This window comes from Rhizobium sp. R86522 (assembly GCF_042466255.1).
Lineage (GTDB): Bacteria > Pseudomonadota > Alphaproteobacteria > Rhizobiales > Rhizobiaceae > Allorhizobium.
Window position 1 is genome coordinate 2808919 of sequence record NZ_JAXHBX010000001.1, and the last position, 21621, is coordinate 2830539.

At 61.7% G+C, this 21621-nt stretch carries 20 protein-coding genes; 11 read left to right on the forward strand and 9 right to left on the reverse strand.

All coding sequences use genetic code 11. The annotated features are described in order from the left end of the window. The first annotated feature begins 9 nt into the window (after positions 1-9). The 9 genes from SJY08_RS13775 (at position 10) to SJY08_RS13815 (ending at position 10007) form a co-directional block, all read left to right on the forward strand. On the forward strand, positions 10-1434 hold the full coding sequence (locus SJY08_RS13775) for a LutB/LldF family L-lactate oxidation iron-sulfur protein (RefSeq protein ID WP_377276290.1): 1425 nt from the start codon (positions 10-12) through the stop codon (positions 1432-1434). Between the two features lie 3 nt (positions 1435-1437). After that, on the forward strand, positions 1438-2115 hold the full coding sequence (locus SJY08_RS13780; protein ID WP_377276292.1) for a lactate utilization protein C: 678 nt from the start codon (positions 1438-1440) through the stop codon (positions 2113-2115). 131 nt (positions 2116-2246) lie between these two features. Continuing rightward, a complete protein-coding gene (locus SJY08_RS13785) occupies positions 2247-3584 on the forward strand; it encodes a glycosyltransferase family 1 protein (RefSeq protein WP_153761549.1) in 1338 nt (445 codons plus the stop codon). After that, a complete protein-coding gene (locus tag SJY08_RS13790; RefSeq protein ID WP_377276294.1) occupies positions 3581-4339 on the forward strand; it encodes an HAD-IIB family hydrolase in 759 nt (252 codons plus the stop codon). Before SJY08_RS13785 ends, SJY08_RS13790 begins: the two co-directional genes overlap by 4 nt. A gap of 174 nt (positions 4340-4513) precedes the next feature. Then, a complete protein-coding gene (locus SJY08_RS13795; protein ID WP_377276296.1) occupies positions 4514-5023 on the forward strand; it encodes an NUDIX hydrolase in 510 nt (169 codons plus the stop codon). Positions 5024-5200: 177 nt separating this feature from the next. Then, positions 5201-6706 (forward strand): inorganic phosphate transporter, encoded by a 1506-nt coding sequence (locus SJY08_RS13800; protein WP_377276298.1) that lies wholly within the window; start codon positions 5201-5203, stop codon positions 6704-6706. Positions 6707-6725: 19 nt separating this feature from the next. Next, entirely contained in the window at positions 6726-7463 is a 738-nt protein-coding gene (locus SJY08_RS13805; RefSeq protein WP_377276300.1) for a 16S rRNA (uracil(1498)-N(3))-methyltransferase, read from the forward strand. A gap of 144 nt (positions 7464-7607) precedes the next feature. Then, entirely contained in the window at positions 7608-8981 is a 1374-nt protein-coding gene (locus SJY08_RS13810) for a glutamate--cysteine ligase (protein WP_377276302.1), read from the forward strand. 111 nt (positions 8982-9092) lie between these two features. Continuing rightward, a complete protein-coding gene (locus tag SJY08_RS13815) occupies positions 9093-10007 on the forward strand; it encodes a DUF937 domain-containing protein (protein ID WP_377276304.1) in 915 nt (304 codons plus the stop codon). Between the two features lie 75 nt (positions 10008-10082). Here SJY08_RS13815 and SJY08_RS13820 read toward each other — a convergent pair whose 3' ends face one another. Together SJY08_RS13820 and SJY08_RS13825 are read right to left on the reverse strand one after the other, a co-directional pair. Continuing rightward, positions 10083-12590 carry a methyl-accepting chemotaxis protein gene (locus tag SJY08_RS13820; protein WP_054148768.1) on the reverse strand — a complete coding sequence of 836 codons (2508 nt, stop codon included), beginning with the start codon at positions 12588-12590 and terminating at the stop codon, positions 10083-10085. Positions 12591-12799: 209 nt separating this feature from the next. Next, the gene (locus SJY08_RS13825) at positions 12800-13111 is read right to left on the reverse strand and encodes a DUF1127 domain-containing protein (RefSeq protein WP_377276306.1); all 312 of its coding nucleotides are present in this window, start codon (positions 13109-13111) and stop codon (positions 12800-12802) included. 194 nt (positions 13112-13305) lie between these two features. On the opposite strand from SJY08_RS13825, the gene SJY08_RS13830 reads away from it, so the two are divergent. Continuing rightward, positions 13306-14259 (forward strand): LysR substrate-binding domain-containing protein, encoded by a 954-nt coding sequence (locus tag SJY08_RS13830; RefSeq protein WP_377276308.1) that lies wholly within the window; start codon positions 13306-13308, stop codon positions 14257-14259. Positions 14260-14265: 6 nt separating this feature from the next. Here the strand turns inward: SJY08_RS13830 and SJY08_RS13835 are convergent, their stop codons facing one another. Continuing rightward, positions 14266-14895 (reverse strand): TetR/AcrR family transcriptional regulator, encoded by a 630-nt coding sequence (locus tag SJY08_RS13835; protein WP_377276310.1) that lies wholly within the window; start codon positions 14893-14895, stop codon positions 14266-14268. Between the two features lie 134 nt (positions 14896-15029). After that, positions 15030-16169, reverse strand: coding sequence for a patatin-like phospholipase family protein (locus SJY08_RS13840; protein WP_377276312.1), 1140 nt, complete (start codon positions 16167-16169; stop codon positions 15030-15032). Between the two features lie 186 nt (positions 16170-16355). On the opposite strand from SJY08_RS13840, the gene SJY08_RS13845 reads away from it, so the two are divergent. Further along, entirely contained in the window at positions 16356-16811 is a 456-nt protein-coding gene (locus tag SJY08_RS13845) for a hypothetical protein (RefSeq protein WP_069042091.1), read from the forward strand. Positions 16812-16880: 69 nt separating this feature from the next. On the opposite strand, the gene adhP is transcribed toward SJY08_RS13845, so the two are convergent. From adhP to guaB, 5 genes are all read right to left on the reverse strand, one after another. Further along, positions 16881-17909, reverse strand: a complete 1029-nt coding sequence (adhP, locus tag SJY08_RS13850; RefSeq protein WP_377276314.1) for an alcohol dehydrogenase AdhP — start codon at positions 17907-17909, stop codon at positions 16881-16883. Between the two features lie 156 nt (positions 17910-18065). Then, entirely contained in the window at positions 18066-18941 is an 876-nt protein-coding gene (locus tag SJY08_RS13855; protein ID WP_377276316.1) for a dienelactone hydrolase family protein, read from the reverse strand. A gap of 91 nt (positions 18942-19032) precedes the next feature. Further along, on the reverse strand, positions 19033-19446 hold the full coding sequence (locus SJY08_RS13860; RefSeq protein WP_377276318.1) for an MAPEG family protein: 414 nt from the start codon (positions 19444-19446) through the stop codon (positions 19033-19035). Between the two features lie 36 nt (positions 19447-19482). Next, positions 19483-20052 (reverse strand): hypothetical protein, encoded by a 570-nt coding sequence (locus tag SJY08_RS13865; RefSeq protein WP_377276320.1) that lies wholly within the window; start codon positions 20050-20052, stop codon positions 19483-19485. Beyond that, positions 20049-21539, reverse strand: coding sequence for an IMP dehydrogenase (gene guaB / locus SJY08_RS13870; RefSeq protein WP_054148758.1), 1491 nt, complete (start codon positions 21537-21539; stop codon positions 20049-20051). The genes SJY08_RS13865 and guaB overlap by 4 nt, the downstream gene beginning before the upstream one ends. Between the last annotated feature and the right edge of the window lie 82 nt (positions 21540-21621).

A 21621-nucleotide genomic window follows, 5' to 3' on the forward strand; every position in this document is an offset into this window, starting at 1 on the left:
GAGGAAGGCATGCAATTCACCGCCCCGCAGTTCAAGGACAATGCAGCCCGAGCGCTGGCCGACGGCCAGTTGCAGAAGGCGCTGACCAATGTCGAGAAGGGTTTCATCGCAAAACGTGCGGCCGCAGTCGCTGCCCTTCCCGAATTCGACGCCCTGCGTGACAAGGGCCGCGAGATCAAGAACCACACGCTCGCCCATCTCGACCTCTATCTCGAAGCCTATGAGCGCAAGGTGACGGAAACCGGCGGCCATGTGCACTGGGCCGAGAGCGCCGAGGATGCGCGCCAGCTGGTGCTCGACATCTGCCGGCGGGTCGGGGCAAAGACCGTGACCAAGGGCAAATCGATGATCACGGAGGAGATCAATCTCAACGACTTCCTCTCCGAACACGCGATCGAGCCGGTCGAGACCGATCTCGGCGAATACATCATCCAGCTTCGCGGCGAGCATCCGAGCCATATCATTGCGCCTGCGGTGCATCTCAACAAGGAGCAGGTGGAAGAGGATTTCCGCCGGGTGCACACGCATCTCGACCCGAAGCGCGACCTCACAGCACCGGAAACGCTCTTGTCCGAAGCGCGGCAGGTGCTGCGCAAGCGTTACTTCCAGGCAGATGTCGGGATCACCGGCGCCAACTTCCTGATCGTCGAGACCGGCACCTCCGTGATCGTCACCAACGAGGGCAATGGCGACCTGACACAATCGCTGCCCAAGGTGCACATCGTCGTCGCCTCGATCGAGAAGCTGGTGCCGACGCTTGAAGACTGTTCGCAGATCCTCAGGCTTCTCGCCCGCTCCGCGACGGGGCAGGACATCTCGGTCTACACGACCTTCTCCACCGGGCCGCGCCGGGCCGAAGATCCTGATGGGCCGGAGGAGTATCACGTCATCCTGCTCGACAATGGCCGTACCGCCATGCTCGGCAGCGAGTTCCAGGACATGCTGCGCTGTATCCGCTGCGGCGCCTGCATGAACCACTGTCCGGTCTATCACGCCGTCGGTGGCCATGCCTATGGCTCGGTCTATCCGGGTCCCATGGGGGCGGTGCTGACGCCGTCGCTGTTCGGTGTCGACATTTCAGGGCATCTGCCGAATGCCTCGACCTTCTGCGGGCGCTGCGAAAGCGTCTGTCCGATGCACATCCCACTGCCGAAGATGATGCGGCACTGGCGCGAGCGCGAGTTCGAGAACCATCTCAACCCCGCGACGGCGCGCTATGGACTGGGTGTCTGGGCCTTCTTTGCCAAGCGACCGAAGCTCTATCGTATGGCGACATCGATCGGCGCGCGTATGCTGAGCTTGATCGGCGGCAGTCGGGGACGGATCGCGTCCCTGCCCTTTGCCTCGGGCTGGACCGACATTCGCGATCTGCCGGCACCGGAGGGGCAGACCTTTGCCCAGCAATGGGCCGCACGCCAGAAGCAGGGAGCCTGAACCATGGACAGCCGCCAGGCCATTCTTTCCCGCATCCGTACCTCGCTGAAAGCGACCGGAGGCGACGGCGAGCGAGCAGCAGTCGTAGCAAATCGCCTTGTCGAGCGCCCGCAAGGAATCATTCCGAAGCGCGGCCAGCTTCCGGCCGATGAGCGGCTCGCCCTCTTCATCGCCATGGCGGAAAAATACAATGCGACCACGGAGCGGCTCGGGACATCCGGCAGCCTGCCGGCTGCCGTCGCGGAGTATCTGAAGCAGCGCAACCTGCCGGCCTCCATCCGCATCGGTGGCGATCCCCGTTTGACATCACTTTCCTGGCAAACAGCCGGCACGCTGGAGGTCCGATCTGGCGCGTCCGACGGCAATGACCTTGTCGCGGTCAGTCACGCCTTCGGCGGGATCGCCGAGACGGGTACGCTCTGCGTTCTCTCTGGGCCCGACAACCCGGTGACACTCAACTTCCTGCCCGACCATCACATCGTCGTCGTCGAGGCGGCCGCGATTGTCGGGGATATGGAAAGCCTCTGGGCGAACCTCCGGAAGGCTCAGGGCGAGACGATGCCGCGCACGGTGAACATGATCACCGGGCCGTCTCGCTCTGCCGATATCGAACAGACATTGCTGCTGGGTGCCCACGGCCCACGGGCACTCCATATCGTCATCGTCGGGACGACGGCGTGAGCGCTTGCGAAGGCCCGGACGTAAAGGTTCCGGGTCATCGCGAAAATTTCATCTAAAAAACGAAACAATTCCCGACCTAGTGCGTTACTATTCCCGCTTCTTAAGAACGAAATTTTCAGAAGGTGGGGATTATGGCACTTCAAACGGATCCGCATGAGACGCCGCGCATCGCGCTCGTCTCAACGCATGGCTACGTCGCAGCCCAGCCGCCACTCGGAGCCGCCGATACCGGCGGCCAGGTGGTCTATGTTCTCGAACTTGCAAAGAAACTCGCCCAGCTCGGCCACAAGGTCGATATCTTCACCCGCCGCTTTGAAGACCAGCCTGAGATCGACGAGGTGGACGAAAACGTGCGCGTCGTGCGCATTCCCTGTGGCGGACGGGATTTCATTCCCAAGGAATATCTGCACCGGCATCTGACCGAATGGAACGAAAAGGCCCTGCGCTGGATCAAGCGCGAGGGACTGACCTATCTCTTCATCAACAGCCACTACTGGGATGCCGGCGTTGCCGGACAGCGTCTGTCAGAAGCGCTTCGCGTGCCGCATATCCACACGCCGCATTCGCTTGGGATGTGGAAAAAGCGGCAGATGGAAACCGACTATCCGGAGCGCGCCGACAGGTTCGACGAGGAATTCAACTTCAAGGAACGCATCCAGCACGAGTTGATCGTCTATCGCAGCTGCCAGCTGGTGATTGCCACCACGCCGATCCAGCTGGACATGCTGACCGAGGATTATGGACTGGCACGCAATCGCGTGCACATGATCCCGCCTGGCTATGACGACAATCGCTTCTATCCGGTCTCGGAATCCTCTCGGCAGATGGTGCGCCAACGCTTCGGCTTCGAAGGCAAAACGGTTCTGGCACTCGGGCGACTGGCAACCAACAAGGGCTATGATCTCCTGATCGACGGCTTTGCCGTCATGGCGGAGCGCGTGCCGGACGCGCGGTTGCGGCTGGCGCTCGGTGGGGAAAGCCTCGATGCGCAGGAAGAGACGATCCTAGCCCAGCTCAAGCAGCAGGTGACCGATCTCGGCATCTCAGACAAGGTAGAATTCTCCGGCTTCATTCCCGACGAAGACCTGCCTGACATGTATCGCGCCGCCGATCTCTTCGTACTCTCCAGTCGCTACGAGCCCTTCGGCATGACGGCCATCGAGGCCATGGCGAGCGGCACGCCGACGATCGTCACCATCCATGGCGGCCTCTTCCGCGCCGTCAGTTATGGTCGTCATGCGCTGTTTGCCGACCCCTTCGACAAATATGATCTCGGCATCACCATGATGAAGCCCTTCAAGCATCCGAGGCTTTACGGGCGGTTGTCGCGCATGGGTGCGCACAAGGCTCGCAGTCTTTTCACCTGGACCGGGATCGCTCAGCAACTCGTGGCTCTTGTGGAAGGCCGTCCGGTGGCGCAAGCTCTTGAAGAAAGCGACTGGGCAGAACCATGGAACGACGGGGATTGAAACCGATCCGGCTCTTTTCGTCCGATCTCGACGGAACGCTCGCGGGGGACCGCGATGCGTCAGTCGAGTTCGCGCGGCTGTGGCAGACCTTGCCGGACGGCGAGCGACCGCTGTTGGTCTACAACAGTGGCCGCCTGATCGAGGACATCATGGAATTCACATGGGAACAAGGTTTGCCGCAAGCCGATTTTCTGATCGGCGGCGTCGGCACCATGGTGCATTCGTATGACCATCCTCATCTGTCGGACCAGTATACGGCGCTGATCGCTGATGGCTTCGATGTCGACCTGATCGAGGCGGAACTCGTGATGATGGAGCGGCTGACGCGGCAACCGGCACAGTATCAGCATGACTACAAGTCGAGCTGGTATCTCCATGATGCGACAGCGCAGGATATTCTGGAACTGGAACAGATGCTCGCCAGTTCTGGTCATCGAGCACGGGTCGTCTATTCCAGCGCCCGCGATCTCGACGTTCTGCCTGATGTCGCCGACAAGGGAAAGGCGCTCACCTGGCTCTGCGGCGAGCTTGAGATCGGCCTGGACGAGGTGGTGGTTGCGGGCGACACCGGCAATGACAGGGCGATGTTCGAGCTCGATGGCGTGCGCGGCATCATGCCGGGCAATGCGCTTCCCGAACTCGTCAGCCTCGCGCAGGCACGGCCGGGCATGATCGCCACTCAAGGGACCGCGGCCCGCGGCGTGATTGACGGGCTGCAGGAATTCGGCGTGTTTGCGACGTCGAAAGACAACTAGATGTCGGCAAATGCGACTTTCGAGTACCGAATGTCGCATTGAATTGAACACATGGCGCCTACACCTGATAGGCAGCGATAACCATCGTGTGAAAAGCGTATCATCCACGCAAGATTGGCCGCAAGCGCGCGGCGTTTTGGCGTAGCCTTAAAAACGAATTGAGGTGCAAGTTCATTGGGTATCATTGGCCGTATCACATCTGACCTCAGGCTCATGCTGCAGCGTCCGCCGCGGCAGCAGTTTGCTGCGATCTGTCACCGGACGCGCAAGAAGACCGGCGAGCTCGAGGTTCTGCTGATCACAAGCCGGGATACCGGGCGTTGGGTCATTCCGAAGGGTTGGCACATGCCGGGCAAGCAGCCCCATGCCATCGCCGAACGTGAGGCCTTTGAAGAGGCTGGCGTCAAGGGCAAGGCGGGCATCGAGCCCGTCGGCTATTATACCTACATGAAGAAGATGCGTGGCGGGCACAAGGTGCCGACCCGCGTTCAGGTCCACGCGCTCGACGTGAAAGGCTTCGTCAAGGAGTTCCCCGAGAAGGGCGTTCGTCGTCTCGAGTGGGTCAGTTGCGCGGAAGCAGCCACCCGCGTCGAGGAACAGGAACTCAAGTCACTGTTCCTGGAATTCCCGAAGCTGACACAAATGCCCGCGCCAATCCCAGAAAAGGCTGTAAAACGGGCCTGAAAGCGACTGTCACAAAACTGTCATATTGCAGCGCAGCCCCTTTGTCGCTAGGGGCTTCTGCGACCCGATGAGATATGCCGTGACGTGCCTGTGGCCCACGGACTATGCGTCATCATCTGCCGCTACAACAAGAGAATGAGGAAACCGGACAGGGACCCTCTTCCGGAGACACCCGCCATGGGCAAGCCAAAGCCAAAACTCGTGAAGCCGACGCTCGACAAGGATCTCGACAAGATCGCCCATGTCGAGGAAGCGGCGCAGCACGTCTCACGAGGTTTTGCACCGCTTGGCATCGCGCTTATCTTCATGGTGCTCGCCACCGTGTTTGCCGGAGCGCTCGCCATGGACCGGCCGGGCGCGTGGATCATCGTCGCGGCGGCCGCGATCGGCGCCTATATGGCGATGAATATCGGCGCCAATGATGTGACCAACAATGTCGGACCTGCCGTTGGATCACGCGCCATGACCATGGGCGTGGCTCTGACCATCGCCGTGATCTTCGAAACGGCAGGGGCGCTGATTGCCGGCGGTGACGTCGTGTCAACGATCTCACGCGGGATCGTGGATCCGGCCAAGATGCCGAGTGCCGATGTCTTCATCTGGGCGATGATGGCGTCGCTGCTCTCCTCGGCGCTCTGGGTCAACCTTGCGACCTGGATCGGCGCACCTGTATCCACGACCCATGCCGTGGTGGGCGGCGTGCTGGGCGCAGGTGTCGCGGCAGCGGGCATGTCTGCCGTCGACTGGGGCGTCATGGGCGGCATCGCGGCAAGCTGGGTCGTTTCGCCTATCCTCGGCGGTGTGATCGCGGCGCTCTTCCTCGCCTTCATCAAGGAATTCATCGTCTACCGCGAGGACAAGATCTTGGCGGCACAACGCTGGGTGCCCTTGCTGATCGGGATCATGACAGGCTCCTTCACTGCCTATCTGGCGCTCAAGGGCCTCAACAAGCTCATTTCCATCAGCCTGTTGCAGGCCTGCCTGATCGGCCTTGCCTTCGGCTTCCTGTCGTGGTGGCTCAGCGTGCCGCTGATCCGCAGACAGTCGCGCGGGCTGGAGAACCGAAACCAGTCGCTGCGCAAGCTCTTCCAGTTGCCGCTGATCTTTGCAGCTGCCCTGCTTTCCTTCGCCCATGGCGCAAACGACGTGGCGAACGCCATCGGTCCGCTGTCTGCCATCGTGCATGCGGCGCAGGACAGCGAGATTTCCGGGCAGGTCACAGTGCCTTTCTGGGTTATGATCATCGGTGCTGCCGGCATCTCGCTCGGACTGCTGCTTTTCGGTCCTCGTCTGATCCGGCTCGTCGGCGAACAGATCACCAAACTCAACCCGATGCGCGCCTTTTGCGTCTCGCTCTCGGCAGCCATCACCGTCATCGTTGCCTCGGCGCTTGGCTTGCCCGTCAGCTCCACCCACATCGCCGTCGGTGCCGTCTTCGGCGTCGGCTTCTTCCGTGAGTGGTACACGCGCAATTCCAAGCGCCGCATGGAATACATGCGCAGCAAAGCCGAGCGTTTCGTCATCGAGCCGAAGCCGGAGCGCAATCCGGAAGAGATCCGTCGTCGCTATCTGGTGCGCCGCTCACACTTCATGACGATCGTGGCGGCGTGGATCATCACCGTTCCGGCGTCGGCTGGCCTTGCAGCCGTGCTGTATTGGGTTATGTCTCTGATCGCTCTTTGATCCCGGAGACGAGACCATCATGCGTGCCAATTACCGGATGCAGCGGCTCTACGTGACCGCCGACCTTGCTCTTGACCAAGCCTTCGAGGCGACGGCGGAGCAGTTCAACTACCTCGCCAATGTTCTGCGTTTCGAAGAGGGTGGCGAATTGCTCGTCTTCAATGGACGGCATGGCGAGTGGAAGGCGCGCGTGCATTTTCCGACACGCAAAAAGATCATGATCACGCCGGCCGAAGAGACGCGTCCGCAGCCTGATGATTGCGATCTGCATTTCCTGTTTGCGCCGCTCAAGGTCGGTCGTATGGACTATCTGGTGCAGAAAGCGGTCGAGATGGGCGCCGGTATCCTGCAGCCCGTGATGACACAACACGTGCAGGGCAAGATCGGCAGCATCGAACGCTTGCAGGCGAATGCCGTGGAAGCCGCCGAGCAATGCGGCATTCTCGCCATTCCCAAGGTCGTCGAGCCGGTCAAGCTGCGCGATCTGCTCGAACGCTGGCCCTCGGACCGGCGGATCATCTATTGCGACGAGGACAGCGCCACGCAAAATCCCCTGCCCGCGCTCTCGCGGATCGAGGAAAAGTCGCTCGCGCTGCTGGTCGGCCCGGAAGGCGGCTTCTCGGAAGACGAGCGGGCTCTGCTGCGGTCCCTGCCCTTCGTGACGGCCATTCCGCTCGGCCCCCGCATCCTGAGAGCCGACACGGCAGCGGTCGCCGCGATGGCCGTCGTGCAGGCCGGGATCGGCGACTGGCGCTAGCCTTTATTTCCGCTTCACTTCGTTCCAGTTTTTTGAGCCGTGCATGAGAGATTTTCACTTGCACGGCACAGAAATCCGGTTCAATCAGCCTCAGTGATGGGCCTCTATCGAGCCCACTCGGCGACGCCCAGCAAGGTAGCTTCCATGGCCCGTGACACCACCGACCAGACCCCTCTCGGCACTCTCGACGACATGGCAGCCTATATGGCGGCTGGGTCCAAGCCGAAGGAGCAGTTCCGGATCGGCACGGAGCACGAAAAGTTCGCCTTCTTCCGGGCCGACAACAGCCCTGTTCCCTATCATGGGGAAGCCAGCATCTCCGCTCTGCTCAAGGGTATGCAGCAGAAGCTCGGCTGGGAGCCGATCATGGACGGCGAGAACATCATCGGTCTTGGCGAGCAAGACGGCATGGGCGCGATCTCGATCGAGCCGGGCGGCCAGTTCGAACTGTCCGGCGCCCCCGTCGAGACACTGCACCAGACCTGCAAGGAATTGAACCAGCATCTTGCCGTGCTGCGGGAAGTCGCAGAACCCATGGGCATCCGCTTCCTCGGGATCGGCGGCAGCCCGAAATGGACGCTGGCGGACACCCCGCGCATGCCGAAGTCACGCTACGACATCATGACCCGCTACATGCCGAAGGTCGGCAGCCAGGGTCTGGACATGATGTACCGGACCTGCACGATCCAGGTGAATCTCGACTTCTCCTCGGAAGCCGACATGCGGCAGAAGATGCGGGTGTCGATGAAGCTGCAGTCGCTGGCAACCGCGCTGTTCGCCTCCTCGCCGTTTACGGAAGGCAAGCCGAACGGGCTTCTCTCCTGGCGGGGCGACATCTGGCGCGACACCGACAATCGCCGTGCCGGCGTGCTGCCCTTCACCTTCTCGAAGGACTTCTCTTTCGGCGATTACGTTGCCTGGGCCATCGATGCCCCGATGTATTTCATCGTGCGCGACGGGCGCTACCACGACTGCACCCACATCACCTTCCGCCAGTTCATGGACGGCGCACTCAAGGGCGAAGTCGCCGAGTGGGAGCCGCAGCTTGGTGACTGGACCAACCACCTTTCCACCCTCTTCCCCGATGTGCGGTTGAAGCGCTTCCTTGAAATGCGTGGCGCTGATGGCGGCCCATGGCGACGCATCTGTGCGCTGCCAGCGCTCTGGGTCGGCCTGCTCTACGACGAAACGGCGCTCGCTGCGGCCGACGATCTGACCGCAAACTGGACCGTCGAGGATGTAATCGCCATGCGCGATGCCGTCCCGGCCCAGGGGCTCAAGGCTTCGGTCGCGGGGCGCCCGCTGATGGAAGTGGCACGCGAGGTCGTGGAAATGTCCCGCGCGGGGCTCAAGGCACGCGGCCAATTGAATTCCGAAGGCCAGGACGAGACGGTGTTCCTGAACACGCTGGACGAGGTCCTCGCCAAGCGGATGACGCTGGCCGATGACCTGCTGGCTCTCTACCACGGACGCTGGAACGGGTCGGTCGAGCCCGTTTTCGAGGAATATCAGTACTGAGCACGCCGTTGCGCCACCCATGGCATTGAGCCATCAGGCAAAAAGCGGTTTGCCTGATGGCCATTCCGGATATAGTGCTGAATCATCTGCACGCATCCGGGGAGAAATGCCATGCTGCCACTGTTCGACATGATGCTGCAGGCCCAAAACGGCATGGCGATGGACGCCATGGCCAAACAATATGGTCTGGCGCAGGAACAGGCCGCCAAGGCAGTTGCGGCGCTGATGCCGGCCTTCGCCTCGGGCTTCAAGCGCAACACCACCAATCCTTACGATTTCTCAGCGCTCGTCCAGGCGATGACTTCGGGCAACTATGCCAAATATTTCGAGGACATGAGCTCGGCCTTCACGCCACAGGGCATCGCCGACGGCAATCAGGTTCTGCAGCAACTCTTCGGCTCCAAGGAAGTGTCGCGGGCCATCGCCGCGCAGGCCGCCCAACTGACGGGCGTTGGGCAGGACATCCTGAAACAGATGATGCCTGTCATGGCGGATACATTGATGGGTGGACTCTTCAAGCAGACCACCGGGCAGTTCTCTGGCGCCAATGCCTTTGCCGGAACACCGATGGGCGCGATGATGCAGCAATGGCTGGAAAATACCGGGCTGCAGCCGAAGCCTCAGCCCCAACCGGCGGCAATGGCAGCGGCGATGTTCGACAATCCATTCATGCGCGCCTTCCAGGACATGATGGGCGGACAGAAGAAGCCGGAACCACAGGCAGCCGCCAACCCCTTCATCGACAACCCCTTCACCAAGGCCTTCCAGGACATGGCGGCCGCCTATACTGCGCAAATGACCGGGCAACCGACCGGGGCAGTGAAAGCTCAGCCAGAGCCGGCAAAGGCTCCGGAGAAGGAAGCGCAGGAAAGCTTTGCGGCCATGGTCAACACCATGTTCGACAGCGGGCTTGAAGTGCAGAAGAGCTACCAGAAGAGCATGGAGCAGATCTTCGACACCTATCTTTCCGCTTCGCGCAAGGAAACGCCCGAGCCTTCCGATCAGGCTCCGGTCGACAAGGCCTGAGCGGCCGAAGCATCGCAGGCAAACGAAAACGGCGCGGTTTCCCGCGCCGTTGTGCATTTTAGCTGTTGTAGCGGCTCAGAATTCTTCCCATTCGCCGTCCGGCTTGCCGTCCTTCGCCTGGTTCAGCTTGGCGCCAAGGCCGATCGAGATCTTGTCCATCAGCGAGCGCGCCGGAGAGGCAACGGCACGGCTTCCGGCTTCTGCCGGTGCCACCTTCGGCTTGAGGAAAGATCGCGTTGCGGGTTTCGCCGCGCTTCCGGCAACAGGCGCCGGCTGCGGCGCTGACGGCGGAACAGGGCGGCCGAAGCTCGTGTCGCGCTGGTCGGCGAAGCGGTTCTGAATGGTCGTGGCATTTGCTTCGAGGGTGAACTGCCCCACGAGACCGGAGAGCATCTCGGCATCACGGGTCAGCCCCGCCATGTCGGCATTGGTCTGCTCAGCCGCCCGTGCGTTCTGCTGGGTGACGTTCTCCATGCGGGCAACCGCATCATTGATCTCGTTGAGGCTTGCCGACTGCTGCTTGGCAGCCGAGGCGATCGAGTGGATGTGATCGCCGATCTGCACCACCTGGCCTGCGATCGAGGAAAGCACAGTGCCGGTCTCGCGAACCATTCCGACCCCGGTTGCCACTTCCTCACCCGACTTGGTGATCAGCGCCTTGATGTCCTTGGCTGCGGTCGCCGAACGCTGCGCGAGTTCGCGGACCTCCTGGGCAACGACGGCAAAGCCCTTGCCGGCTTCGCCGGCACGGGCTGCCTCGACACCTGCGTTCAGGGCCAGCAGATTGGTCTGGAAAGCGATCTCGTCGATGACGTTGATGATCTTGGAGATCTCGCTTGAGGCATTCTCGATGCGCTGCATGGCATCGACGGCGCCGCCGACGATTTCGCCCGAGCGGTCGGAATTGGCACGCGCTTCGCGGGCGAGACGCGAGGCATTCTCAGCGCGTTCCGACGAATGGCGGATCGCATCCATGATCTGCCGGATTGCGGTCGAGGTCTCGACCAGAGCGGCAGCCTGCTGTTCGGTGCGCTGGCTGAGGTCGGCTGTGGACGAGCTGACGGTGCTGCTCTTGCGGTTGATCTCGATGACGTTGCCGTGCACGGCGGCAACGGTGCCCGACAAGCGTTCGAGCGAGGCATTGAAGTCGAGACGCAAGCGGTCAAGATTGCCGGCGAGCGGCTTGCGGATCGTTCCGGTCAGATCACCGTTGGCCAGACGCTGCAGCCCTGCTCCGAGCACGTCGATCGCTTCGGTCAGCTCTGCCTGGGCGGCGGCACGTTCTGCCTCGCGCTGGTGACGCTCGCTTTCGGTGGCCGTGCGCCGGCTTTCGTTTTCCGCCTCGAGTTGGCGCTTGTCGATCTCGGCCTGACGGAAAACGGCGACTGACCGCACCATGTCGCCGATCTCGTCGGAGCGGTCGATGCCCTTGAGGTCGATACCGGTATTGCCGTCGGCAAGCTGCCCCATCGAGGTGACGAGCTCGGAAATCGGACGGGTGAGGCTGCGGGAGAAGATGAAGCCGACGAGCGAGCCGACCAGCACGAGCACCGCACCGATGCCGACTGATTTCAGGCCCGCGGTGACCAGCTGCGCGGCGACTTCGTCCTCGCCGATGAGCGCCACGACGGACCAGCGGACATCGCCGAAATCGAGCGGCACGACGGCGGCATAGCTCGTCATGTCGCGATAGCCGGTGATGTCGCCGCTCGCATCCTGGCCACTGATGGCACTGGCCACCATCGACGATGACAGGCTCACCTTCAAACTCTCGACGTCTGCCGTCCGAGGGCTGTCCGAAACCAGCATGCCGGACTTGTCGACCAGCACCGTTTCCCCAGTCTGACCGAGGCCTCGGGTATTGGCAAAGATGGTGTTCAGCTGATCGTTCGGCAGCTGGTAGGCAAGCACACCGAGCTTGCGCTCGTTCATGATGATGGGAACAGCGACGAAGGCCGCCGGCGCGCCAGCAGAAGGCTCGTAGGCCTCGAATTCCGAATTGGCAAAACTCTCGGGATCGTCGCTCGCGATCGCCTTCTTGAAGACCTGTGCGAGGCCTGTATCCTTGTAGGGACCATTAAGAAGGTTGGTACCGAAGTCGCGCTCCTTCATGACGGTGTAGACGATGTTGCCGTCCGCATCGATGAGGAAGATGTCGTAATAACCCTGCGCCTTAAGATGCTTGAGGAAGGTCGCGTGCCCCTGGCGGTGGGCGCGGTCGTAGCTGTCCTTCTTCGCGCTGTCGAGATTGTACTTCTCACCGACTGGGTTCGGGTTTTCGTCGATGTAGCGCCTCTGCAGTTCGCCGGCCGGATCGTCACCCAGCTTGGTCCAGGCACCGGTGATGCCGAACAGCGCCTGCTGGGTCATCATGTCGGCGGCGGTACCACGGGCATCGAGCCTGATGGCTTCGAGGAAGCGGCGTGCCTCGTTGCGGCGACCGTCGGCTGTCGCCTCCAGCTTCTGGTAGACCTGCTCATCGAGGATGCGGCTTTGCTGAACCAGACCGATGGCCACGGAGGCACTCAGGATCACGAGGGCAAACAGCGTGGCGGCCAGGGGCAGCTTGGTCGATATACGCATGAGGGGTCTCCGAAAAAGGTAGCACGTCAGGCATTTTCATCGCTGACATACGCTCGTTAGCAACAGGTTACTTCCGGTCGCTTTTCCCCTCGTATTTCACACCCTTCATAGTTATTTTAGCGTTTACAAAAAAGCCCGGTCCAGAATAATCGGACCGGGCAAGAGGCAGGGCTATTGGCTATCACCCTGCGGGGTTGGATCAGAGTGTCTCAATCGGTCTTGTGACCGCGAAGGGATCGCTCGGCGCGGCGGCGCGCCAGGCGGGTCAGCTGCTGCGAAGGATCGTCAGCATAGCCGTGTCGACGCAGCACATCCTGGACATCACCCCGGCTGAGGCCGAGGTCGTTCAGAAGGCGCTCGTCGAGATCGACCAGGCTGTTCGCGGCAAGTCGGTTGCGCACGCCCACGCGAAGGGATCCGATCCAGGCCTGCAGGCGGACCAGACGCGCGGCAAGCGTCCGGGCCGGCCGGTCAACGGCGAGGTCGAGGTCAAAGTCGAGGATCCGATCGTTCGTGCGCATGGCTATTTCCTTTCAGCGGGCACGAGAAATTTCTCCCGTCCGCGAGAAAGCGGACAGGCGACGAGGGTTGGAAGTGGATGCTTGGCCGGAGACCGGTCGGTGAGGATTACGATCATGAAGATGCCGAAAGGATATTGATCAGTCCAACGAATGTTTCTAATGGTAGCCATCAACCCTTCTGATGGATCACTCTCATGTCGGCTCCCCTCGATATCGATCAGTTGCAGACCTTTATTGCCATCGTCGACACCGGCAGCTTCACCAAGGCTGCTGGGCGTGTCTTCAAGACACAGTCCGCCGTTTCCATGCAGATGCGCCGCCTGGAAGAACGGGTCGGAAAGCAGCTGTTCATCAAGGACGGCCGGGGCAACCGGCTCACAGCCGATGGCGACAAGCTGCTGAATTACGCGCGGCGCATCATCCGGCTGAATTCCGAGGCGATCGCGGCCTTCGACGACAACAGGCTCGAGGGAACGCTGCGGATCGGCACGCCGGACGACTATGCCGACCGCTACATGCCCGAGATCATCGGTCGCTTCGCCAAGACCCATCCGAATGTAGAGCTCTACATCGTCTGCGAGCCCTCCATGGATCTCGCTGACAAGATGGGCAAGGGCGAACTCGATATCGCGCTCGTCACGCACAATCCGCTGCTCAGACAGTCCGATGTCGTGCGGACCGAACCGCTCTGCTGGGTGGGATCGGCCAATCATCCGCTGAAGGATGATGCGCCCGTGCCACTCGCGGTCGGACGACGCGACTGCCAGTGGCGGCAGCTCGCCTGCTCGGCGCTGGATGCGGATGGTCGTGAGTATCAGATCCTGTTCACCAGCTGGTCTTCGACGGTCGTCGCGGCAGCGGTGCTCGCCGGCATGGCGGTGTCGATCCTGCCGGAATTGGCCCTTAGAACGGGCATGAAGGTCCTGACGGCCAATGACGGCTTCCCGCCGCTGCCGCCGGTGCAGATCGGCCTGATGAAGCGGCCAGGGCTTTCGACCTCGCTCGTCAATGCGATCACAGACCACATCACTGCCTGCCTGGACAACATCACCCCCGCACAGGTCGAAGATGACATGGACGGCGAGCCGAAGACCTATTCGCGCTACTATCCAAGGCTACGCGCCGGCAACATGATCCCCGGTTGGTGAGGCGGATCAGAAGGCGAAGATGCTGCTGCGAATAACGCGGCGCCACTGGTCGAGGTGAACCCGTGCAACCTCGTCCGGCTGCTGGGTGGTGAAGCGGATGACCTCGCCGGTTGCGAGGATCATCAGCTTGATGTTGACGCGAAAACGCTCGAATTCGCTTTGCGGGACGAGATGGGCCAGATCGCGGTAGAAGCTTGCGATGATCTGCTCGTGGAATTCGTTCGACAACTGCGAAAGGTCCTTGTTGACGACGATCGCCTGCCACAACGACATGTAAATGCGTTGCTCGCGGAACATGGCATGAAGCTCGATCAGACTTTCGGAAGCGCGCTCCGCTGCCTCGTCCAGCGTCTTCACCTCTGAAAAGATCTGGCGGATGAAACCTTCCAACTGGGCCGAGAAACGCTCATGCAGCGCCTTGATGACGGCTGCCTTCTGGGGAAAGAACTGGTAGAGCGAGCCGATCGAAATGCCCGCCCGCAAGGCAATTTCGCTCATGGTTGTCTCGGCGACGCCCTTTTCGAGAAAAAGCTCGACGGCGGCCTCGAGAATTGCCTCCAATCGCTGGATGCTTCGTTCCTGCTGCGGCTTCTTGCGAAGTTGCAGCCGCCCCTCCACGGCGTGGTCGTTCATCATTCTTCCCCATCCGCTGCAACCATCATGGCTGTCAGACTTGTGTCATCGACATAAGTGAGCGGTCTGGCAAAAGTGTTAATGGCAGAGGGAGCACCCATCTTTGGTTGCTTCCCCCACAAAAAAGGTCACGATCCTCAGGCTTCCAATTGCAGGTGACGCTCGCGCGCGAGGTCGAAGATCTGGATGCCGTCTTTGGGACGGCCCCGATTGCGCCACTTCGGATGCTTCAGCGTGTAGGAGGCGTCGTCGTAACCTGCCTTCCAGTGCTCCTCTATCGAGCGGCGGGAGAATTCCGCATCCATGGCATGGGTCGCATGCGAGGCGCGGCGGTGGATCAGGTGAACGATGGTAACGTCATACTCGTGACCGATAGAGCGGAGGATCTGCGCGTCCTCGTCGTCACGGAATTCCGGCGGCAGCTTTTCGAGGAGACGCTTGGCAGCGCGGCGGACGATCTGACGCCTGGCAAAATCGTCGGTGTTCATGCGTGTGCGGCTGGAGTAGCGGATCTCCTTGATCCGGCTTTCCACCTCGAACTGGTCGCGCGGCATGTCGCCCCGCGCATTGAAGAGATCCACCTGGAAGATTTCGAGATCGCGCGAAGCATCGTTGACGTTCAGGACATGCTGCAACGGGGTGTTGGAGACGAGACCGCCATCCCAATAGTAACGGCCATCGATTTCGATTGGCGGAAATCCCGGCGGCAGGGCGCCGGAGGCTGCAATATGGCGTGCGTCGAGACGGCCCTTGCGATTGTCGAAATAGGCGAAATTGCCGGAGCGGATTTCCACGGCACCGAGGCTCAGCCGCGTCTGGCAGTCGTTGAGGAGGTCGAAATCGATCAGACGGTCGAGCGTCTTCATCAGTGGCTCGGTGTCGTAGAAGCTGACGCGGTGATCCGGATTGGCGAACAACTGCTGGAAGGTCGGCAAACGCGGCGAGAAGAAACCCGGAATGCCAAAGGCCATGGCGGCCGTGGCCGCGGCGTCGTTCTGCATCCGGCGCAGCGTATTGTCCTGAGCCGTCCAGCCGAAATCGAGGTTGGACGAAACGGTGTGCCAGAAGTCCCGGAGATTGGCGATGCGCGTTTCGCGCGGGCTGCCGGCGATGATAGCGGCATTGATGGCGCCGATCGAAATGCCAGCCAGCCAGTCAGGCTCCACCTCGTTTTCATGCAAGGCCTCGTAGGCGCCCGCCTGATAGGCGCCGAGCGCGCCACCGCCCTGAAAGACGAAGATCCTGTCCGTTGCGGCGTTGGTCTCTGCTTGCGTCATGTGACAATCCCTATCTTGCTGCAGTGCAATATATAGCGACCTGTCAGGCCGGCAACCAGACCCGCCTCCTTCACTCTGCGTTCACAATTGCCGCGCTCTATTGCAGATCCCTCCAAAAGTGATGCGATGCACCGTCGCAGATCTGGATTATCAGGTGGGTGAAGCTTGTTTGGGGACCAACATCACATGATCAGATCGACTGCCATTTTCTTTTCCGCCGCGCTCGCCGCAGCTGTCCTTACGACCCAGGTCGCGCGAGCCGACGAAGCCTCGGTCGATCAACAGATCGAAACCCTTCTCGGGGATGTCGCAGACTACAAGGAGCTGTTTTATGCCTTCAAGGTGGCGCTCGAGGAAGGCAAGTCCGACATAGTGGTCAGCCTGGTGAGCTATCCGATCACCGTGACCATCGACGGCGAAGAGGCGACCTATAGTTCGGAACAGGAATTGCTGGACGGCTATGACAGCGTGTTTACCGAAACGATCGTCGAGGCCGTATCGAACCAGAACTATGGCGATCTCTTCGTCAATTCCGAAGGTGTCATGATCGGCAATGGCGAGGTCTGGCTCTCGGGGATCTGCGAAGACACGGCCTGCACCAGTGCTCTTCCGCGCGTCGCCGTCATCCAGTCGGGCAACTGACCCGCGCGTCGGACGAAAACGTACGAGGGGCGGCATACGCGATGCCGCCCCTCGACTTGTCGTTTTGAATCAGGCTGCGAGATCGAGGACGATACGACCGTCGATCTTGCCTTCTTTCATGCGGTCGAAAATCGCGTTGATGTTCTCCAGCTTGTCCCAGCTGAAATGGGAGGCGACCTTGCCTTCGCCAGCAAACTGCAGGCTCTCCTCGAGATCCTGACGCGTGCCGACGATCGAGCCACGCACCGTGATGCGCTTCAGCACCGTCTCGAAGACCGGCAGCGAGATGAAGCCGGGCGGCAGACCGACCAGCGCCATGGTGCCCTTGGAGCGCAGGAAGCCATAGGCCTGCTCCATGGCCTTGGGCGAAACCGCGGTGACGAGCGCGCCATGCACCCCGCCGGTCGCCTTCTGCACTTGTTCGATCGCATCTGCCGCCGTGCCGTTCACGACGACATCGGCGCCGAGATCCTTGGCAAGCTTCAGCTTGTCCTCGAAAATGTCGGCGGCGACCACATGCATGCCCATGGCCTTGGCATATTGCACGGCCATGTGGCCAAGACCGCCGATGCCCGAGATGACGACCCATTCACCGGGCTTCACCTCGGTTTCCTTCAGGCCCTTGTAGACGGTGACACCGGCGCAGAGAATGGGAGCGGCGGCGCCGAACTCCAGATTGTCCGGCAGACGGCCGACATAGTCGGGATCTGCGAGGCCATACTGGGCAAAGGTACCGTTCACCGAATAACCGGTATTCTGCTGACTGCCGCAGAGCGTTTCCCAGCCGGTGCGGCACGGCGAGCAGCAGCCGCAGGCGGTGTGAAGCCACGGCACGCCGATCCGGTCGCCTTCCTTGATGCGCGAGACGCCGGAGCCGAGCTTCGCAACATAGCCGACACCTTCATGGCCGGGAATGAAGGGCGGGTTGGGCTTGACCGGCCAGTCGCCATTGGCGGCATGCAAGTCGGTGTGGCATACGCCCGTCGCCTCGTATTTCACCAGGATCTGGCCGGGGCCAGGATCCGGGATCGCCCTTTCCTCGATCACCAACGGCTTGCCGACTTCGCGGACCACCGCAGCCTTCATCATCGATGCCATGTCAATCTCCCTCGCTTGATTGCGCGCGACGCGTGTGCCGGCGAATTGAGGGCAAGCTAGGCGCAGGAGAGGTGAAGCGGTTTGATCGGTGTCAAAGGCAGGGAGATTTCATCGAAATGTCATGGATGGGGGGAGCGCGACGCTCCCCCCATCCGATCAGGCAAGGTTCTTCTTGAGGAACTCGATAGTGCGCGACCAGGCAAGGTCTGCGGCGGCCTTGTCGTAGCGGGCAGACGAGGTGTCGTTGTTGAAGGCGTGGTTGACGCCCTCATACATGTGCAGCTCGTAGGTCTTGCCGTTGGCGTCGAGGGCTGCCTTGTAGGCGTCGATGCCGGCATTGATGCGCTCGTCGAGGCTCGCATAGTGCAGCATCAGCGGGGCCGTGATTGACGGCACCTGATCGGCTGGGGCCTGCGAGCCGTAATAGGCGACGCCGGCGCCAAGCTCCGGAGAGGCGACCGCCATGCGGTTGACCATGCCGCCGCCCCAGCAGAAACCGATCGCACCGACCTTGCCATTGGTCTTCTCATGGCCTGCGAGGAAGGCGCGTGTCGCCTCGCCATTGGCCGTGGCACCGGCCATGTCCAGCGACTGGAACATGTTGCGCGCCTCGTCCTCATTGGCGGGCGTGCCGCCATTGGGCGACAGGAAATCGGGGGCGAGTGCGACGAAACCTTCGAGTGCCATGCGGCGGGCGACATCGCGGATATGCGGGTTGAGGCCACGGTTTTCGTGGATGACGATCACGGCGGGCAGCCGGTCGGCGGCATCCTTCGGGATCGCCAGATATCCCTTCATCTCGCCGGATGCGCCGGGATAGGTCACGTCCGACACGTCGAGCCGCGCGTCGGTCTCCTCGACCATGGCGGCATTTGCCTGATTGGCGGCAAGCATGGGCATGATGGCCGCGGCGGCGGCGCCGGAGCCGGCGAGCGCCGTCAGCTTCTGCATGAAGCCTCGGCGATCGAGGGTCAGGTGGGTGTATTCGTCATAGGCATCGATCATACCTTGCGTGATTTCGGGCTTCGACATGACACTCTCCTCGGGGGATGGATGGGATGCCACGCAAAGATAGGGCCGAGGCACGGAGCGCCCAGACACGTTGCCGTGAAGGGTGAAGTCGTCAGCTGGTGGCCATCCAGACGACAAGCCAGAGCCACATCAAGAACAGCGTCGCGAACCCGACCATGAAGAACAGGCGGCGCAGCGGCAGATTGCCGATCAGCTGCATTGCGGCCTGAACGTAACGTGCTGCGACGAAGATCCAGGCGAGAACAACGGCAACGATATTGTCGGCCTCGGTGATGAAGAGCAGCACCGAGAGTGCATAGAACAGCACCGGCAGCTCGAACTGGTTGGCGATTGCCCTGTTCACCACCCTGCTTTCCTCTGGTTCAGCCAAGTTCTCGCGAAAGGCGATCCGCTCGACCTTGCCCGCGCGGACGACGGAGGCGCGGCGCATGACCAGCAGGGCATAGAGGCAGAAAACGAGAAAGGCATGGGCCATCAGCGGCCAGAACATCTCAAAACCGGTCATGGAAAATCACGTCCTTAAATTGATGCGGCGGAGGAATCAGGGCTCGATTGCGGGCTTCGGGCCAAATGTCAGCCGCAGAATGAGGATGCCCGAAATGACGAGAGCGGCAAACTTCAGACGCGTGAGCCAGGAGATGGCTTCCGCAAAAAGGTCTGCGGTGCCCGGCGCGGGCATCGCGGGGGGAAAGAGCATCAGGCTCAGGATGTTTTCGGCATAGTCGACTGCCACATAGGCCACGGGCAGAGCCGTCAGTGCCGGCAGCAGACGCTCGGCCGCGCGTCCGTAGAGGCTCGCACCCGGCGCGGCCTGTCGCATCAGCAGGAAGAGAAACAGGCCAAGCACCGCCGGTAGCAGGAGGTCGGGACCGAGATGCATGGCGCGCAAGAGTTCGGCCGCTTCCGGCCTCGTCTCCAGAAGCGACTTCAGCGCAAGCAGCCCCTGCCCCGTGCTCTCGATATCCAGGTCGGGCATGGCCCGTCCGCCGGTCAATCCAGCGAACGGTCGTGCGAAGCCGATATGCATCCAGGCAAGCAGCCCGGCCGAGAGGACGCCGCTTGTCCAGAGCAGCGGCGCCCGGCGCGGTCCGGGTGTTCGTTCCAGGATCACGCGGCGCCCGGGTAGTTCGGGCTTTCGCGGGTGATGGTCACGCCATGCGGATGGCTTTCACGAAGGCCGGCACCGGAGATGCGCACAAAGGTCGCCTTTTCCTGGAAGTCCTTGATGTCCTTGCCGCCGACATAACCCATGGCGGCCTTCAGGCCACCGGCGAGCTGGTGCAGCACGGCCGAGACCGGGCCCTTGTAGGGCACCTGGCCTTCGATGCCTTCCGGCACGAGCTTCAGCGTGTCGCGCACTTCCGCCTGGAAGTAGCGGTCAGCCGAACCACGGGCCATGGCACCGACGGAGCCCATTCCGCGATAGGCTTTGAACGAACGGCCCTGGTAGAGATAGACCTCGCCGGGGCTCTCGTCCGTGCCGGCGAGCAGCGAGCCGACCATGACGGCCGAGGCGCCGGCGGCAATCGCCTTGGCGACATCGCCCGAGAACTTGATGCCACCGTCGGCGATGACCGGGATGTCGTGCTTGTTGCCTTCTTCGACGGCGGCCATGACAGCTGCGAGCTGCGGCACGCCGACGCCGGCGACGACACGGGTAGTGCAGATCGAGCCCGGGCCGATGCCGACCTTGATGCAATCTGCGCCGGCATCGATCAGCGCACGGGTGCCCTCGCTCGTGGCGACGTTGCCGGCGATGATGCGGATGGCGTTCGACATCTTCTTCACATGGGCAACGGCATCCAGGACCTTCTGGCTATGGCCGTGGGCGGTATCAACGACGATCACGTCGCAGCCGGCATCGATCAGGCGCTCGGCGCGCTCAACGCCATCATCACCGGTGGAGATGGCAGCGGCGACACGCAGGCGCCCTTGCGCATCCTTGGCGGCATGCGGGTTGAGCTGGGACTTCTCGATGTCCTTGACGGTGATCAGGCCAACGCAGCGGCCTTCATTGTCGATCACCAGCAGCTTCTCGATGCGGTGCGAATGCAGAAGGCGCTTGGCTTCCTGCTGATCGACACCGTCCTTGACCGTCACGAGGTTCTCGCGGGTCATCAGCTCGTAAATCTTCTGGCTCGGGTCAGATGCAAAGCGCACGTCGCGGTTGGTCAGGATGCCGACGAGGCGACCGGGGCGGCTTGCACCCTCGACAACCGGAATACCGGAAATGCCGTGTGCGCCCATCAGCGCCTTGGCTTCCGCCAAAGTTGCCTCTGGGCCGATGGTCACCGGATTGACGACCATGCCGCTTTCGAACTTCTTGACCTGGCGGACTTCTTCAGCCTGCTCGGTGGGTGTCAGGTTGCGGTGGATGACGCCGATGCCGCCGGCCTGGGCCATGGCGATCGCCAGCCGGCTTTCGGTGACGGTATCCATGGCAGAGGAGAGGATCGGAAGGGAGAGGTCGATATCCCGGGCAATCCGCGTCGCGATGTTGGTCTGCCCCGGCATCACTTCGGAGTGCCCCGGCTGCAGGAGGACGTCGTCAAAGGTGAGCGCTTCTGCGCCAGTTGCCGACATTACGATGCGTGCCATTGCCAATTCCTTCGTTTGAATAGGCAGAATCCGGCCGGAAAACGAGAAATCCCGTTCGGTCGCTTCTGCATGAAATGCTTGG

Coding starts and splice junctions, on each gene's coding strand:
- SJY08_RS13775 (WP_377276290.1), top strand. CDS start 10: ATGCAATTCACCGCCCCGCAGTTCAAGGACAATGCAGCCCGAGCGCTG.
- SJY08_RS13780 (WP_377276292.1), top strand. CDS start 1,438: ATGGACAGCCGCCAGGCCATTCTTTCCCGCATCCGTACCTCGCTGAAA.
- SJY08_RS13785 (WP_153761549.1), top strand. CDS start 2,247: ATGGCACTTCAAACGGATCCGCATGAGACGCCGCGCATCGCGCTCGTC.
- SJY08_RS13800 (WP_377276298.1), top strand. CDS start 5,201: ATGGGCAAGCCAAAGCCAAAACTCGTGAAGCCGACGCTCGACAAGGAT.
- SJY08_RS13805 (WP_377276300.1), top strand. CDS start 6,726: ATGCGTGCCAATTACCGGATGCAGCGGCTCTACGTGACCGCCGACCTT.
- SJY08_RS13810 (WP_377276302.1), top strand. CDS start 7,608: ATGGCCCGTGACACCACCGACCAGACCCCTCTCGGCACTCTCGACGAC.
- SJY08_RS13815 (WP_377276304.1), top strand. CDS start 9,093: ATGCTGCCACTGTTCGACATGATGCTGCAGGCCCAAAACGGCATGGCG.
- SJY08_RS13820 (WP_054148768.1), bottom strand. CDS start 12,590: ATGCGTATATCGACCAAGCTGCCCCTGGCCGCCACGCTGTTTGCCCTC.
- SJY08_RS13825 (WP_377276306.1), bottom strand. CDS start 13,111: ATGCGCACGAACGATCGGATCCTCGACTTTGACCTCGACCTCGCCGTT.
- SJY08_RS13830 (WP_377276308.1), top strand. CDS start 13,306: ATGTCGGCTCCCCTCGATATCGATCAGTTGCAGACCTTTATTGCCATC.
- SJY08_RS13835 (WP_377276310.1), bottom strand. CDS start 14,895: ATGATGAACGACCACGCCGTGGAGGGGCGGCTGCAACTTCGCAAGAAG.
- SJY08_RS13840 (WP_377276312.1), bottom strand. CDS start 16,169: ATGACGCAAGCAGAGACCAACGCCGCAACGGACAGGATCTTCGTCTTT.
- SJY08_RS13845 (WP_069042091.1), top strand. CDS start 16,356: ATGATCAGATCGACTGCCATTTTCTTTTCCGCCGCGCTCGCCGCAGCT.
- adhP (WP_377276314.1), bottom strand. CDS start 17,909: ATGGCATCGATGATGAAGGCTGCGGTGGTCCGCGAAGTCGGCAAGCCG.
- SJY08_RS13855 (WP_377276316.1), bottom strand. CDS start 18,941: ATGTCGAAGCCCGAAATCACGCAAGGTATGATCGATGCCTATGACGAA.
- SJY08_RS13860 (WP_377276318.1), bottom strand. CDS start 19,446: ATGACCGGTTTTGAGATGTTCTGGCCGCTGATGGCCCATGCCTTTCTC.
- guaB (WP_054148758.1), bottom strand. CDS start 21,539: ATGGCACGCATCGTAATGTCGGCAACTGGCGCAGAAGCGCTCACCTTT.